This is a genomic window from Microbacterium sp. 11MF (assembly GCF_000383475.1).
Taxonomy (GTDB): domain Bacteria; phylum Actinomycetota; class Actinomycetes; order Actinomycetales; family Microbacteriaceae; genus Microbacterium; species Microbacterium aquilitoris.
Genome location: NZ_KB911461.1, coordinates 334,067 through 348,879, shown reverse-complemented (window position 1 = coordinate 348,879; position 14,813 = coordinate 334,067). Strand labels below are relative to the sequence as shown.

General features: G+C 70.8%; 12 protein-coding genes. 4 read left to right on the top strand and 8 right to left on the bottom strand.

From position 1 onward, the window contains the following. Positions 1-21 precede the first annotated feature (21 nt). Positions 22-483 carry a MarR family winged helix-turn-helix transcriptional regulator gene (locus H286_RS0113725; protein WP_018187384.1) on the top strand — a complete coding sequence of 154 codons (462 nt, stop codon included), beginning with the start codon at positions 22-24 and terminating at the stop codon, positions 481-483. Next, entirely contained in the window at positions 480-1,847 is a 1,368-nt protein-coding gene (locus H286_RS0113720) for an MFS transporter (RefSeq protein ID WP_020098622.1), read from the top strand. The genes H286_RS0113725 and H286_RS0113720 overlap by 4 nt, the downstream gene beginning before the upstream one ends. Positions 1,848-1,870: 23 nt before the next feature. Here the strand turns inward: H286_RS0113720 and H286_RS0113715 are convergent, their stop codons facing one another. Together H286_RS0113715 and H286_RS0113710 are read right to left on the bottom strand one after the other, a co-directional pair. After that, entirely contained in the window at positions 1,871-2,536 is a 666-nt protein-coding gene (locus H286_RS0113715; protein ID WP_020098621.1) for a response regulator transcription factor, read from the bottom strand. Then, positions 2,533-3,813 carry a sensor histidine kinase gene (locus tag H286_RS0113710; RefSeq protein WP_020098620.1) on the bottom strand — a complete coding sequence of 427 codons (1,281 nt, stop codon included), beginning with the start codon at positions 3,811-3,813 and terminating at the stop codon, positions 2,533-2,535. The genes H286_RS0113715 and H286_RS0113710 overlap by 4 nt, the downstream gene beginning before the upstream one ends. A 375-nt stretch (positions 3,814-4,188) precedes the next feature. Here H286_RS0113710 and H286_RS15075 point away from each other — a divergent pair, with 375 nt between their 5' ends. Next, a complete protein-coding gene (locus H286_RS15075; protein WP_020098619.1) occupies positions 4,189-4,326 on the top strand; it encodes a hypothetical protein in 138 nt (45 codons plus the stop codon). A 21-nt stretch (positions 4,327-4,347) separates the two neighbouring features. Here H286_RS15075 and H286_RS0113700 read toward each other — a convergent pair whose 3' ends face one another. Genes H286_RS0113700 through ddaH form a run of 5 tightly spaced genes read right to left on the bottom strand, consistent with a single transcriptional unit; the run spans position 4,348 to position 9,930 of the window. Next, entirely contained in the window at positions 4,348-5,193 is an 846-nt protein-coding gene (locus H286_RS0113700; protein ID WP_018187416.1) for a transglutaminase family protein, read from the bottom strand. Then, a complete protein-coding gene (locus H286_RS0113695) occupies positions 5,190-6,122 on the bottom strand; it encodes an alpha-E domain-containing protein (RefSeq protein WP_018187417.1) in 933 nt (310 codons plus the stop codon). The genes H286_RS0113700 and H286_RS0113695 overlap by 4 nt, the downstream gene beginning before the upstream one ends. Next, the gene (locus H286_RS0113690; RefSeq protein ID WP_020098618.1) at positions 6,116-7,804 is read right to left on the bottom strand and encodes a circularly permuted type 2 ATP-grasp protein; all 1,689 of its coding nucleotides are present in this window, start codon (positions 7,802-7,804) and stop codon (positions 6,116-6,118) included. Before H286_RS0113690 ends, H286_RS0113695 begins: the two co-directional genes overlap by 7 nt. Before the next feature lie 48 nt (positions 7,805-7,852). Beyond that, positions 7,853-9,070, bottom strand: coding sequence for an ornithine--oxo-acid transaminase (gene rocD, locus H286_RS0113685; protein ID WP_018187419.1), 1,218 nt, complete (start codon positions 9,068-9,070; stop codon positions 7,853-7,855). Next, entirely contained in the window at positions 9,067-9,930 is an 864-nt protein-coding gene (gene ddaH / locus H286_RS0113680) for a dimethylargininase (RefSeq protein WP_020098617.1), read from the bottom strand. The genes rocD and ddaH overlap by 4 nt, the downstream gene beginning before the upstream one ends. A 166-nt stretch (positions 9,931-10,096) precedes the next feature. Between ddaH and H286_RS0113675 the strand changes: the two genes are divergently transcribed. After that, complete coding sequence (locus tag H286_RS0113675) at positions 10,097-10,846, top strand: hypothetical protein (protein ID WP_036324551.1); 750 nt, start codon at positions 10,097-10,099, stop codon at positions 10,844-10,846. A gap of 189 nt (positions 10,847-11,035) precedes the next feature. Here the strand turns inward: H286_RS0113675 and H286_RS0113670 are convergent, their stop codons facing one another. Next, positions 11,036-14,758: a bifunctional proline dehydrogenase/L-glutamate gamma-semialdehyde dehydrogenase gene (locus tag H286_RS0113670; protein ID WP_020098615.1), complete on the bottom strand. Its 3,723-nt coding sequence runs from the start codon at positions 14,756-14,758 to the stop codon at positions 11,036-11,038. Positions 14,759-14,813: the final 55 nt, after the last annotated feature.

Below are 14,813 nucleotides of genomic sequence, written 5' to 3'. Positions count from 1 at the left end.
TAATGAGTTATGCTAACGAAAATGAGCAGTGCACCCGAGACCTCGACGACGGACGATTCGACGACGGAGCTCGCGCTCGCGGCATCCGACTTCCGCATGGCGACCTTCCGTCTCGCGCGGCGCCTCCGCTCGCAACGCGCCGTCGACACGATGAGCGACGGGCAGTTCGCCGTCCTCGCCGGCCTCAAGGTGCACGGGCCCCACACGCTCGGCGAGCTCGCCGAGCGTGAGCGCGTCTCGGCGCCGTCCATGAACCGCACCGTGAACTGCCTCGAGGAACTCGGCTACCTCACCCGCACCCCCGACGAGAGCGACCGCCGGAAGGTCGTCATCGACCTCACCGAGCCGGGTCGTGAGGTGGTCGTCGAGACCGTCCGCCGGCGCGATTCGTGGCTCGAGCACGCGTTCGAGGAACTGAGCGCCGCGCAGCGCGCGACGCTCGCGAAGGCCGCTGCGATCATGCAGGAGGTGGCCGGCCGATGAGCTCCGCCATGTTCCGCTCGTTCTCGGTGTTCAACTACCGCGTCTGGTTCATCGGCGCCCTCGTCTCGAACGTGGGCGCGTGGATGCAGTCGACCGCCCTCAGCTGGGTGGTGCTGACGCAGCTGACCGACAACGACGCGACGGCCATGGGCGTCACGATGGCGCTGCAGTTCGCTCCCCCACTGCTGCTCGTCGGCGTCACCGGTCTCGTCGCCGACCGGTTCGACCGCCGCAAGCTCCTGTTCTTCACGCAGGGCTCGCTCATGCTGCTCGGCCTCATCATCGGCGTCCTCTTGCTCACGGGCAGCATGAACCTGTGGACGATGTACGCCTTCGCTTTCGCCCTCGGGATCGTGGCCGCCTTCGACAACCCGACCCGACAGGCCTTCGTCTCCGACCTCGTCGCACGTGAGAACGCATCGAACGCCGTCGCACTGAATGCGGCATCCTTCAACACGGCCCGCATGATCGGGCCCGCCGTCGCCGGCATCGTGATCGTCGCGGTCGGCACCGGATGGGTGTTCATGGTGAACGCCCTCACATTCCTCGCGATGCTCGTGGCGCTGATCCTCATCCGTCCCGCCGAACTCGTACCGCGCCCGAAGCTCCGGACCGCGTCACGGATGGCTGACGGCCTGCGTTACGTGGGCGGCAGGCCCGACCTCGTCGTGACGTTCATCATGGTGTTCCTCCTGGGCGCATTCGGCATGAACTTCCCGATCCTGGCATCCACCATGGCCCTCGAGTTCGGGCAGAACGCCGACGGTTACGGCGTGCTGAGCTCGATCCTCGCGATCGGATCGCTCGCCGGCGCCCTCCTGGCGGCCCGCCGCGACCGGGCGCGACTGCGCCTGGTGATCGGTGGGCTCGGACTCTTCGCGGTCGCATCGGCGCTGTCGGCGGCCATGCCGGTCTACATCGCCTACGCCGCGACGCTCATGCTCATCGGCTTCTCGACCGTCACGACGTTGACGACCGCGAACGGGTACGTGCAGACGACGACCGAGCCGGCGCTCCGCGGACGCGTGCTCGCGCTCTACATGGCGATCCTCATGGGCGGCACGCCGTTCGGCGCACCCATCGTGGGCTGGGTAGCGGATGCCTTCGGCCCGCGCGCCGCCATCCTGCTCGGCGCGGCCGCGGCCCTCATCGCTTTCGCCGTCGGCGGCGGCTGGCTGCTCTTCTCGGGCCGCCTGCACCGCCACGAGTCGCGCCGGTTCGCGATGACGATCGACGAGACGCGGCCCATCAGCGTCGTCGCTCCCGAGGAGTTCAGCGACGAGGTCGCGGGGACCACCCCGATCCGGCTCCCCGATACGGACATCGCGACGCGGAAGGATGCCGCGGCCCGCCCGCGTCCCTGAATCGACTCCCGCGCAGCCCGAGGTCAGTCGAGCCGGTTGCGGACACCCCACAGCGCGAGCTGCGTCCGGTCCGCGACGCCGACCTTGCGCAGCGCCGACTGCAACTGCGTCCGCACCGTGTGGACGGAGACGTGCAGCGATGCCGCGATCGCCTCGTTCGCGGTGATCCCCGAGGCGAGCAGGGCGACCACGCGCCGCTCCGCGGGGCTCAGCGAGGCGAGCCGCTCGACGTCCGGATCGGGGCCGCGCCGTCGGACGAACTCCCGGAGAACCGGTGCGATGGCACGCGGCGACACGATCGACTCGCCGCGTGCCGCGGCCTCGACGGCGGCGACCACCTGGTCGGAGTCGTAGCTCTTCAGGAGGTATCCGACCGCGCCCGCGTCGATCGCGTCGGTGATGTAGCCGTCGACCGCGAAGCTCGTCATCACGATGACCGCGGGCACGTCGCCCTCGGCAGCGAGCAGCCGCCGCGTGGCATCCGCGCCGTTCATGCCCGGCATCTGCATGTCCATGAGCACGACGTCCACCGTCTCGGCCTGCGCGACGCGCACCGCATCGAGACCGTTGCCGACCTCGCCGACGATGCAGATGCCGCCGGCGGCTTCGAGCTGGAGGCGGAGGCCCTTCCGGACCGACCTGTTGTCGTCCGCGATGAGGACCCGGATCGGCGCACGTGGGGCGGTCACGGCGCCGTCCCCTCGTCCGAGGCGACCGGGATGCCGACGGCCAGGGTCCAGCCGCCACCGGCATCCGCTCCTGCCGAGAACGAGCCGCCCAGGATCTCGACCCGCTCACGGATGCCGCCGAGGCCCCACCCGAGCCCGATGCCGGACAGGTCGCCGACCGGGACGGCGGGTCCGTTCGAGACCGTGACGGCGATGCTGTCGGCGTTCCGCGAGATCCGGACGTCGACCGGCGCCCCGGGCGCATGCTTCGCGGCGTTCGTCAGCGCCTCCTGCGTGCAGCGGAACGCCGTCGCCGAGACCACGGCGGGAAGGGAGTCGAGATCGCCGGTCGCCGTGAGCGCGACGGCGACACCACGCGCACGCCAGAAGCCGACCAGCTCCTCGAGATGCCGCAGGTCCTGCGTGGCGTCGGACGGGCCGACGTCGCCTGCGCGCAGATCCGCGAGGGCTCCGGCGAGTCCCGCCGCCGCGAACCGACCCTCGTCGCGGACGTCCTGCATCAACGCCAACGCCTGGCCGGCGTGCGTCGGCGCGACCTTCAGGGCGGCGTCGGCGAGCGTGATGAGTCCTGCGAGGTGCTGCCCGGCGATGTCGTGGAGCTCCTGCGCGATCCGGGCCCGCTCGCGGCGCTGCGCATCGGCGACGCGGTCATCGTGCTCACGCGCGGCGAGTTCAGCCTGCTGCCGGGCCACCCGCATCCGTCTCGCCTTCACCGACCACCAGAGGCCGAGCGCCGTCCCGCCGACCGCCGGGGCCGCCATCGACACGACCTGGGCCGCCATCCACCCGACCGCTGCGGTGAGGCTCGCACCCGTCGTCATGACCCACCAGAGCAGGACGACGGACTCGGCCAGGATCACCACGACGCACCAGGCGATGGCCCGGGCGGCGGCCAACCGCGTCGCCGCGAGGAAGATCGCCACCGAGATCGGCAGGGACATCCCCATGAGCCACGTCGGCACCGAGAGTCCCGTCGCCAGGGCGAGGTGGATGCCGACGACGACGACGATCGTGGAGCGCGGCAGCCGCTGGGACAGGAAGAGGACGCCGGCCTGCACGGCGCAGCCGAGGGTCAGGAGGACGTACACGGCCCCGACCGGCACGGGGAGCGGCCACGGCTGGCCTCCCTCGAGCAACGCGACGGTCGGTGAGACGAGGGCCTGGACGACCGTCGTGAGGAAGACCGCGACGACGAAGAACCACGAGGCGCGGGCGGATCCCTGCAGGGCGATGTGCGAGTTCGCGGTGTCGGTCGTGACGAGCGGGGGTGAAGTCATCGGGGCGTGTTTCCGTGATGCGGCGAGGTCCGGTTCGGTGCGGGTCGCCTAGGAGCATGCCACGACTGACGCCTCTCAGCGGTTACGTCGAGCCGGTGGAGGAATGGTTCACTCAATCGGATGAAACTCGGCGGCCGATCGGAAGGCCCGACCGGGGCGACGACCGTATCCGCGCCGGATCGCGGCGCTCGAGCGCCTTCCCGCCCGCCGCCGCGCCCGTATCGTATGCCACGGGGGAACCGTCGGATCAGGCTTCGATTCGGCGGATCGGGGACCGGTCGACTTCGGGGGAAGTCCCGGCCCCGAGCCCCTCCCCTCGGCGGCCGACTGTCAAGGGGGCGGATGCCACGGCCTGCGGTGCGTAGCGTCACCGCCATGAGCGACGTATCCACGACCCCCGAACAGGACGACCCGACCGGCGGCGACGAGGGCACCGAGAATCAGCTCGATGCCGACAACGCCGTCGAGGAGGACACCCTCAAAGCCCTCGACCCGAACGACTCCCCCGCTTGACGGGGAGCCTCGTCCGCGCGATCAGGCCTCGCGGGTGATGAGGACCTTCACCTCGAGACGGCTCTTGAACGGGCCGGCGTAGACGCCGCGCAGCGGCGGCACGTCGTTGTAGTCGCGCCCGCGACCGACCGTCACGTGACGATCGCCGATCTCGGCGTCGTTCGTCGGGTCGAAGCCGTGCCAGGACCCCGCGTACCACTCGATCCACGCGTGCGACTCCCCGATGACGGGGACGCCGACCTCGGCGGTGGGGTTCGGGTGCAGGTAGCCCGACACGTAGCGCGCCGGGATGCCGACCGAGCGCAGCGCGCCGAGGGCGATGTGCGCCATGTCCTGGCACACGCCCTTCCGCTCGGCCCATGCCTCGGCGCCGGTCGACTGCACCTCGGTCGCACCCGGCACGTACTCGACGGCCTGACCGATCGCCGTCGCGATCGCCAGGGCCGCGTGCGAGGGGTTCTCGTGCTGGGCGGCGATGCCCGCGGCGAGGTCGGCGACTTCGGGATGCGGCTCGGTGCGCCGCGTCTGCGACAGCATCTCGACCGTGCCGATCGACCGCTGCGCGTCGCGCGCCAGGGCGTCCCACGACATGTCGGGGTGGGTCAGCGGCCGTGCGCGCACCTCGACGAGCGAGCGCGCCGTGATCTGCAGCGCCGAATGCTTGGCGAGCACGTCGAAGGCCGCCACCCGCGTGCCGAAGTAGTCGACGAAGTAGTTCACGTTCGTCGACGGGTCGATGTCGAGCTGGGAGCTCAGGACGAACTGACTGTCGCTCGTCGTCGGCAGCATCCGCGCCTCGTTGTACGACGCCCCCACCTCGCCCGGGTAGTCGAAACCGGTCGTGTGCTCGATGCGCAGGCGCTTCATGAGGTCTCTCCGATCCAGCTGGGTTCGGCCTGGGTCGGGAAGAACCGCGCCCGGATGGCCTCGGACGCCTCGCGCGTCACCGACTGCACGCTCTGCATGTGGGCGGGGAGCTCGGCGAGCACCTCGTCGATCGGGCGGTACTCGAGTTCGTTCCGCATACGCCCGAGAGCCCGCAGCACCGAGTTGGAGTGCCCGACGCGATCGGCTACGGGGTCGATCGCGCTCATGCACTGCTCGGCCGTGCGGATCGAGTGGATGATCGACCGCGGGAAGAGCCGGTCGAGCAGCAGGAACTCCGCCGCGTTCTGCGAGCTCGGCATCCCGCGGTAGGTCCGGAGGTACGCCTCGTACGCGCCGCACGAGCGCAGGATGGTCGTCCAGGACGGACCGGATGCCTCGGTCAGCGACCGCGTCGCCAGCATCCGCGCGGTCATGTCGGTGCGCTCGATGGCCCGACCGAGCGTGAAGAACTGCCACGCCTCGTCGTGGCTCGACGAGTTGTCGGTGACGCCGACGGCGAGCGCGGCCCGTTCGCGGACCCACTGGAAGAACTCGTGGGTCTTCTCGTCATTGAGGCGGCGCGGCATCCGGGAGTACGTCGTGTTGAGCGTCTCCCAGAGCTCGGTCGACACGATCTCCCGCGCCCGACGGGCGTTCTCGCGGGCCGCCTGCAGGCAGTATGCGATCGACGACGGGTTGACCCGGTCGACGGCCAGGAGCGTGAGCACGTGGGTGCGGGTGACCTCCCCGCCGCCCTTCGGGGGCGTCGCACCCATGACGCCCATGAGCGACCGGCACGCGATGTCCTCGTCGATCCACGGGTCCTCGAGGAGGAGCTGCAGGTGCACATCGAGGATGCGGGCGGTGCCGTCGGATCGTTCGATGTAGCGGCCGATCCAGAACAGGCTCTCGGCGATGCGGCTCAGCATCCCTCATCCCCTCCCTCGGCGTCACTGCCCTGCTGCTGCTGCTGCTCCTGCTGTTCGGACAGCGTGCGCGGCCGATCCTGCGGGGAGTGATCCGGCTCGTCCTGTGCGTCGTAGATGATCGGGATGGCCGAGGTCGCGGTGGCCTGCTCGGCGACGAGACCGGCGAGGGACTGCGACTGCCCGTACTCGCCGCGATTCGGCGCGTCGCCGCCGACGATCCAGGTGTCCTTCGAGCCGCCGCCCTGGCTCGAGTTGACCACGAGCTGCCCCTCGGGGAGGGCGACGCGCGTCAGCCCGCCGGGGAGCACCCACACCTCGTCGCCGGTGTTGACGGCGAAGGGGCGCAGATCGGCGTGGCGCGGACGCATCCCGTCGTCGACCAGGGTCGGGATCGTGGAGAGCATCACGACGGGCTGTGCGATCCAGCCGCGCGGATCGGCGCGGAGCTTCGTGCGGAGCGCGTCGAGTTCGGCGGGACTCGCGTCGGGGCCTACGACGAGCCCCTTGCCGCCGGAGCCGTCCACGGGCTTCACGACGAGCTCGTCGAGCCGGTCGAGCACCTCTTCGAGGGCGCCCGGATCCTCGAGGCGCCAGGTGTCGACGTTCTTGAGGATCGGTTCCTCGGCGAGGTAGTACCGGATGAGATCGGGAACGTACGTGTAGAGCAGCTTGTCGTCGGCGACGCCGTTGCCCACCGCGTTCGCGATCGTGACGTTCCCGAGCCGTGCGGCGAGCATGAGCCCGGGGGCGCCGAGCATCGAGTCGGCCCGGAACTGCAGCGGGTCGAGGAAGTCGTCGTCGACGCGGCGGTAGATGACGTCGACGCGGCGCGGTCCGCGCGTCGTGCGCATGAACACCCGGCCGCCCTGGCAGACCAGGTCGCGCCCCTCGACGAGTTCGACGCCCATGAGCCGCGCGAGGAGCGTGTGCTCGAAGTACGCGGAGTTGTAGACGCCCGGCGTGAGGACGACGACGTTCGGGTCGTCGACCCCGGGAGGGGCGGAGTTGCGGAGCGCCTGCAGCAGCTTGTTCGGGTAGTCGCCGACCGGCCGCACGCGCATCGAGACGAAGAGCTCGGGCAACGTCTGCGCCATGACCCGGCGGTTCGAGATGACGTAGCTCACCCCCGACGGCACGCGGACGTTGTCCTCGAGAACGCGCATCTCGCCGTGCTCGTCGCGGATGAGGTCGATGCCGGAGACCTGGATGCGGACGCCGTTGGCGGGACGGATGCCGGCGGCCTGACGGTAGAAGTACTGCGACGACGCGATCAGCTTCGCCGGCAGCACGCCGTCGCGGACGACGTGCTGGTGCCCGTAGGCGTCGTCGAGGAAGGCCTCGAGCGCGCGGACGCGCTGCTGCACGCCCTTCTCGATGCGCGACCACTCGTCGTAGGCGATGACGCGGGGCACGGCATCCAACGGGAAGGGTCGCTCCTCGCCCGCGAAGTCGAACGTGACGCCCTGCGCGAGGTACGAACTGGCGAGCGATTCGGTGCGCCCGCGCAGCTCCTCCTGGGTCATCTGCGCGAGCGCCTGATAGAGCTCGCGATACGACGATCGGGACCGGGCCGCCTCGCCCGGGTGCGCGATCTCGGCGAACATCTCGTCGAACGCCGGAATACCGGACGGGGTCTTGCGAGGCGCCAGCGTGGAGCCGTATCCGTCGAAGAGGTCACCCATGCGACGAGCCTAATCCGGGCGGTGTTGCCGGAGTGTTTCGCCGTGCGGTCAGTCCGCGAGCGCGAGGCGCAGCTGCTCGACGGCCCAGTCGATCTCGGTGGCGCGGATGATCAGCGGCGGCGCCATGCGGATCGTCTGACCGTGCGTGTCCTTGACCAGCACGCCGCGTGCGAGGAGCCGCTCCGCGACCTCGCGCCCGGCCCCCTTCGCCGGGTCGATGTCGACGCCCGCCCAGAGGCCCGCGACGCGGATCCCCGTGACACCCGCGCCGATCAGCGGCTCGAGGCGCGCGCGCAGGTGGTCGCCGAGCGCGAGCGCGCGACGCTGCAGGTCTCCGGTCGCGAGCATCTCGACGACGGCGAGCCCGACGGCTGCGGCGAGCGGATTGCCACCGAAGGTCGACCCGTGCTCGCCGGGGTGGATCACCCCGAGGACGTCGCGGTCGCCGACGACGGCCGACACCGGCAGGATGCCGCCGCCCAGCGCCTTGCCGAGCAGGTACAGGTCGGGCACCACACCCTCGCGCTCGCACGCGAACGTCGTGCCGACCCGGCCGAGCCCCGACTGGATCTCATCGGCGACGAAGAGGACATTCGCCGCCGTGCACGCCTCGCGGACGGCGCGCAGGTACCCGTCCGGCGGGATGACGACGCCGGCCTCGCCCTGGATGGGCTCGATCAGCACCGCGGCGGTGTCGTCGTCGATTGCCGCGGTGAGCGCCGCGGCATCCCCGTAGGGCATGATCTCGAATCCGGGCGCGAACGGGCCGAAGCCGTCCCGCGCCTGCGGGTCGTCGCTGAAGCCGACGATCGTGGTCGTCCGACCGTGGAAGTTGCCCGACGCGACGAGGATCTTGGCACGCCCCTCGGGGACGCCCTTCACCCGGTACGCCCACGCGCGGGCGACTTTGATGCCGGTCTCGACCGCTTCGGCGCCGGTGTTCATCGGCAGGACCATGTCCTTGCCCGACAGCTCGGCGAGCGCCGCGGCGAAGGCGCCGAGCCGGTCGTTGTGGAACGCGCGGCTCGTGAGCGTGAGCCGACCGAGCTGCTCGGTCGCCGCGGCGACGAGGGCCGGATGCCGGTGCCCGAAGTTGAGCGCCGAGTAGGCCGACAGCAGGTCGAGGTACCGCTTGCCCTCGACGTCGGTAACCCACGAACCCTCGCCCTCGGCGACGACGACCGGGAGCGGGTGGTAGTTGTGGGCGACGTGGGCCTCTTCGGCCGAGATCACGGCGTCCGACGTGGGCAGATCGAGATCGGTCATCGCGCACCTCCGCGCAGTTCGAGCGTGCAGCACTTGATGCCGCCGCCGCCGAGCAGCAGCTCGGACAGGTCGATGGGGACGGGGACGTAGCCGCGCTCCTCGAGCTGCGCGGCGAAGGCGGTCGCGCGGGGCGAGACGAAGACGTGGAGTCCGTCGCTGGCCGCGTTCAGCCCGAAGACGGCACCGTCGGCATCCGACACCTGGATCGCGTCGGGATAGCGCTCGGCGAGGATCCGACGCGACCCGTCGTCGAAGGCGGAGGGGAGGTAGGCGATGTTGGCCCGCTCGACGCCGCCCGGTCCCTCAACGGGATCGAGCACGGTGATCGCGGTGTCGAGGTGGTAGAACCGCGGGTCGACGAGGTGCAGCGAGACGACCTCGCGCTCGAAGACCCGCCCCAGCTCGCGGTGGCTGTCGCCGACGGAGCGGAACCCGGTCCCGGCGAGGATCGTGTCGCCGACGAGCAGGAAATCGCCCTCGCCCTCCTGGACCTCGACGGGTTCGACGACCTCGAAGCCGTGCGCGGCGAACCAGTCCATGAACGGACGCTCCTCGCCGCGCCTTTCGTCGACGCGGAAGCGGACACCCAACGCCCGACCGTCCACGATGAAACCGCCGTTCGCGGTGTAGACCATGTCGGGCAGACCCGGCACCGGGTCGATGAGCTCGACCTCGTGGCCCAGCGCGACGTACGCGTCGTGGAGCGCCTGCCACTGGCGTACGGCTTTCGCGGTGTCGGTGGGCCGCGAGGGCTCCATCCACGGATTGATGCTGTACGACACCGTGAAGTGCTCGGGCCGGCACATCAGGTATCGACGGTGCTGGGCGAGGCGGGTGACCGTGTCGGACTGCGTCGTCATTCTCGCTCCTCGTCTCCGGGGCGGCGGACGCTGTCCAGAGGCCCGACGGAGCTTGCAGAAGCCGACGGATCGGGCACGCCGGATTCCATCATGGCAGGTCGCACCGACGCGGTAGCCGGTGGATGCATGCCGCGCGGGGTAGCCGGTAACTGACAGGATGCAGATCATGGCCAGACGCACGGGTGAACAGACCAGAGCCCTCCTGCTGCGCGCCGGGATGCAGATGCTCCTCGAACGCGGGGTCAGCGCGGGAGTGCAGCACATCCGACTTCAGGACGTCCTCCGCCGCGCAGGCCTGACGACCGGAGCGGCGTACCGATTGTGGAACGACCAGGCCGACTACCACCGCGACCTCGCCGTGGCGATGGTGCGGATGCGGGTGGCCGGCCCGGCCGATGCGATCCGCGCCCGCGTCGATGAGCTGATCGCCGCAGGCGCCTCGGGCGAGGAGATCATCCGCGGGGCAGCGCTCGCGCACGTGCAGGCCTCTGAGCTCACGACCGAGGATCCCACCGACCTCCTGGACGCGCAGTCGTTCCGCGTCGCCCTCGCCCTCCGGACGACCGCGGACACGTGGCCCGAGCTGACCGAGGCCAGCTACGCGCGCCACCGGGAGTCGATCGAAGCCTTCATCGAGGTGTACCAGTACGTCATCGACGCCTACGGTATGCGCCTCCGGGAGGGCCTGACGATCGAAGACTTCGCCGAGGCGATGGCCGCTCTGGCGGAGGGATTCGCGATCCGGTCACTCGAGCGACTCGGCCACCCGACGTATCAGCTCTCGGGAGCCGACGGCACCCCGGCGGGCGAGTGGACGCTGCTCGGCCTCACGGTGCGGGCGCTCGTCGATTCGTTCATGACTCCACGCGACGACGCGGACCCCGAGGCCTCCGTCCGCCTGCCGCGTTACGCCTGAACGAACGGATGCCCCGAGCCCGAGACCAGAGGATCTCGGACCCGGGGCCACACTCCCCCCGAAGTGTTCCATGCGCGCTCCCCAGAAGCGCTCGTCTATTCAAACAACACGAGCGCCGTCGATCCAGAAAGATAAGTTGTTTTCTTCTGCGGATCGATAAATCCAAGCACATCAGACCGCCGGAGTCCGTCAGATGACCGATTCGCTCCAGTGATCGGGGTTCCCGAACCGGTGAGCGGTGATGGAGATGGCCTGCTCCCGGAGGAACGGGAGCAGCTCGATGCGCCCCGCCTGCGTCATCTCGTCGGCGTAGACGGCGAGGTCGGGGTCGCCGGCGATCGCCACGGCGAGCGCTCCCGCGACCTCGTCCATCTCGGCGCGGGACCCGACCAGCCGCACGCGATCGGCCCGCGACGGGCCGTCCTCCGCGGCAGGCCCGGCCATCCGCGCGATCCAGAGCTCGTTCGATTCGACGAACACCGGAACCTCCAGCGCCGTGAGCGCCGAGCGGACCATGGCGGGAAGACCCGCCGGCGTGCTGACGGTGAACGCCGAGCCGGCGCGCACCGCCGCGATGATCGCCCGCACGAGCGCCTGGGGCGCGGCATCCGTCGTCGAACGGATCTCGACGCTCGCGGGCCGGTACCGGAACAGGTTGCGCTCGACACCCAGGTGCGACACGTCGACGACCTTGCCGAGGGTGCGGTTCCACGCGATGGCATCCGAGAGCGCGGCCCGGCGGAGCCACTCGAACGCTTCGTAGCCGAGGGTGGGCTGCGCGGCCTCGATGACGTCGGTGATCGACGAGTCGAGACCCTTCAGGTGCAGAGTCGACGACGCTCCGGCGCCCGCCGTCGGCCGCCACGACCCGAGCCCGATGAGGTGGTTCGGGCCGCCTGCCTTCGCTCCCCCGCCGACCGATGAGCGCTTCCAGCCGCCGAACGGCTGACGCTGGACGATCGCGCCCGTCGTGCCGCGGTTGACGTAGAGGTTGCCGGCTTCGACGCGGTCAAGCCAGAGCGCGAGGTCGTCGGGGTTCTGCGTGTAGAGCCCGGCGGTCAGCCCGTAGTCGACCGCGTTCTGCAGCTCGATCGCGTGCTCGAGCGAACGCGCGTGCATGACACCGAGGACCGGACCGAAGAACTCCTCGAGATGCACGCGCGACCCCGGCTTCACCCCGGTGCGGATGCCGGGGCTCCACAGCCGACCGTCGTACCGCTCGCTCGGCAGTTCGCGCGGCTCGACGAGCCACTGCTCGTCCTCGTCGAGCGTCGTGAGCGCCCACGCGAGCTTGCCGGAGGGCTTCTCGACGAGAGGTCCGACCTCGGTCAGCGGGTCCTCGGGCGAACCGACGCGGAGAGAGGTCGCGGCATCCACCAGCTGACGAGAGAAACGCTGCGACCGGGCGACCGGGCCGACGAGGATCGCGATCGACGCAGCCGAGCACTTCTGACCCGCGTGACCGAACGCCGAACGGACGAGATCGGATGCCGCGAGGTCGAGGTCGGCCGACGGCATCACGATCATGGCGTTCTTGCCGCTCGTCTCGGCCTGCAGCGGAAGGTCGGGCCGCCACGAGCGGAACAGCGACGCCGTCTCGAACGACCCGGTGAGGATCACCCGGTCGACCACCGGATGCGTGATCAGCTGCTTTCCGAGCCCACCCTCGTCGAGGTCGACCAGGGCGAGGACGTCGCGACCGACACCGGCCTCGTCGAGCGCCTCCCAGATCGCCTCGGCGACGACAGCGGCGCAGCGGCGCGCCTGGGGCGCGGGCTTGAAGACCACACCCGATCCGGCCGCGAGCGCGGCGAGCGCTCCCCCCGCCGGGATCGCGACGGGGAAGTTCCAGGGCGGGGTGACCACGGTCACACGGGCCGGCACGAAGACCGCGCCGCTGACGCTGTCGAGCTCTCGCGCGGTCGCGGCGTAGTAGCGGGCGAAGTCGACCGCCTCGCTGACCTCGACGTCCGCTTCGGCAAGGGTCTTCCCCGTCTCGGACGCCGCGACCTCGATGAGCTCGCCCCGGCGACCTTCAAGCGCACGCGCCGCACGCAGCAGCACCTCGGCGCGATCCGCAGCCGGCAGCGAACCCCACGCGTCGGACGCCGCCGTCACCCGGGCGAGGGTCGCCTCGAGCTCCGACTCGGTGCCGATGCGGGCGGCAGTGATCGCGGCATCCCCCGCCGTCGACGTCGCGACCCGGCCGAGGATCGATCGCGCCCACTCACGGTTCGCGGGGAGCGCCGGATCGGTGTCGGCCGTATTGCGGAAGCCGGGGGCACCCGCGGAGACCACGGTCTCGCGCGAGGAGAACACGGCGGTCTCGACGAACGCGTCGCCGCCGAAGAGGGCGGGACGTCCGGTGGCATCGGCGGGCTGAGTCTCGCCGAGGTCGGTCGGGCGGGAGTCCCTGGCCGCGATCCCGAGGACGACCTGCGTGAGAGCGGCGTCGTCGGCGTCGGTCGCGGGGGCGGCATCCGTCGTCACCGCGTTCTCACCGGCGTCGGGGTTCGCGGCGCGATCCTGGCGGCGCCGCGGGCCCGTGATCAGCGCGCGGTCGGCGGCACGCTCGAGCGACGCCGTGAAGCGGTCGCGCTCGCGGACGAACATGGCGCGGTCGAAGGCGAGGTCGAACGCGGCGGAGAGGAAGTTCTCGCTCGACGCGTTCTCCTCGAGACGGCGGACGAGGTAGCTGATGGCGACGTCGAACTCGTCGGGGCGCACCACCGGGACGTACAGCAGGACGTGCCCGATCTCGCGCGCGACGGCCTGCACCTGGCCCTGCGCCATGCCGAGGAGCATCTCCACCTCGAGGTCGCGCTGCACGCCGCGCTGACCGGCGAGCAGCCAGGCGTACGCGATGTGGAAGAGGTTGTGGCCGGCGACGCCGATGCGCACGGCCTCGGTGTTCTCGGGGCGGAGCGCTTCGTCGAGGCAGCGGACGTAGTTCGCGTCCGTGTCGAGCTTGGTGTCGTACGGAGCGGCCGGCCAGTCGTGCATGACGGCGTCGACGTGCTCCATCGCGAGGTTCGCGCCCTTGACGAGACGGATCTTGATACGCGCGCCCCCCGCGGCGACGCGCTCGCGCGCCCACGCGGTCAACGTGCGGAGGGCGGGGAGGGCGTCGGGCAGGTAGGCCTGCAGCACGATGCCGGCCTCGAGGTCGCGCAGGCGCGGATCGTCGAGGACGCGCATGAACACGGCCATCGTCAGGTCGAGGTCGCGGTACTCCTCCATGTCGAGGTTGAGGAACGTGCCGTCCTCGGCCGCCGACAGGTAGAGGGGACGCAGCCGCTCGACGACGCGCTCGACGATCTCGTCGAAGGCCCACATCGAGAGGTGACTGGCGATCGCCGACACCTTGACCGAGACGTAGTCGACGTCGTCTCGGCGGACGAGCTCGTGGATGCCTTCGAGGCGACGGAGCGCCTCCGACTCGCCCAGGACGGCTTCGCCGAGGAGGTTGAGATTCAGACGCGCGCCGGACTCGCGCAGCGTCTGCAGCGCAGGGCCGAGCTTGTCGGGGCGGGCATCGACGATGAGGTGGCCGACCATCTCGCGCAGCACGCGCCGGGCGATCGGGACGACCGGGGTCGGAAGCAGGGGCGCGACGACACCACCCGCACGGACAGCGGCCCGCAGGTACCAGGGCAGGAAGGCCGGCGCGAGCGGGGCGACCCGCTGCAGATTCGTCGCCGCTGCCGTCAACGACTCCGGCCGCATGACACCGTCGACGAAACCGAGCGTGAACGGCAGTCCGTTGGGGTCCTTCAGCACCCCCGCGAGACGCTCGGCGGCGGGGTCGACAGCGACCTCGGCGGATTCGGCGACCCAGCGCTCTGCGAGGGCGATGGCCCGCTCGGCGAGGTCGGCGGTGGGCGCTTGTGGCGCGACAGACGGGTCCGACATGAGGCTCAGCCTAAGCGCGCCTCGGGCGCGCGCGGCGGGACACGCGAGGGCCGGG

Bases quoted from the DNA above. Each gene is read 5' to 3' on its own strand.
- H286_RS0113725 (WP_018187384.1), top strand. From the start codon at position 22: ATGAGCAGTGCACCCGAGACCTCGACGACGGACGATTCGACGACGGAG.
- H286_RS0113720 (WP_020098622.1), top strand. From the start codon at position 480: ATGAGCTCCGCCATGTTCCGCTCGTTCTCGGTGTTCAACTACCGCGTC.
- H286_RS0113710 (WP_020098620.1), bottom strand. From the start codon at position 3,813: ATGACTTCACCCCCGCTCGTCACGACCGACACCGCGAACTCGCACATC.
- H286_RS15075 (WP_020098619.1), top strand. From the start codon at position 4,189: ATGAGCGACGTATCCACGACCCCCGAACAGGACGACCCGACCGGCGGC.
- H286_RS0113700 (WP_018187416.1), bottom strand. From the start codon at position 5,193: ATGAAGCGCCTGCGCATCGAGCACACGACCGGTTTCGACTACCCGGGC.
- H286_RS0113695 (WP_018187417.1), bottom strand. From the start codon at position 6,122: ATGCTGAGCCGCATCGCCGAGAGCCTGTTCTGGATCGGCCGCTACATC.
- H286_RS0113690 (WP_020098618.1), bottom strand. From the start codon at position 7,804: ATGGGTGACCTCTTCGACGGATACGGCTCCACGCTGGCGCCTCGCAAG.
- rocD (WP_018187419.1), bottom strand. From the start codon at position 9,070: ATGACCGATCTCGATCTGCCCACGTCGGACGCCGTGATCTCGGCCGAA.
- ddaH (WP_020098617.1), bottom strand. From the start codon at position 9,930: ATGACGACGCAGTCCGACACGGTCACCCGCCTCGCCCAGCACCGTCGA.
- H286_RS0113675 (WP_036324551.1), top strand. From the start codon at position 10,097: ATGGCCAGACGCACGGGTGAACAGACCAGAGCCCTCCTGCTGCGCGCC.
- H286_RS0113670 (WP_020098615.1), bottom strand. From the start codon at position 14,758: ATGTCGGACCCGTCTGTCGCGCCACAAGCGCCCACCGCCGACCTCGCC.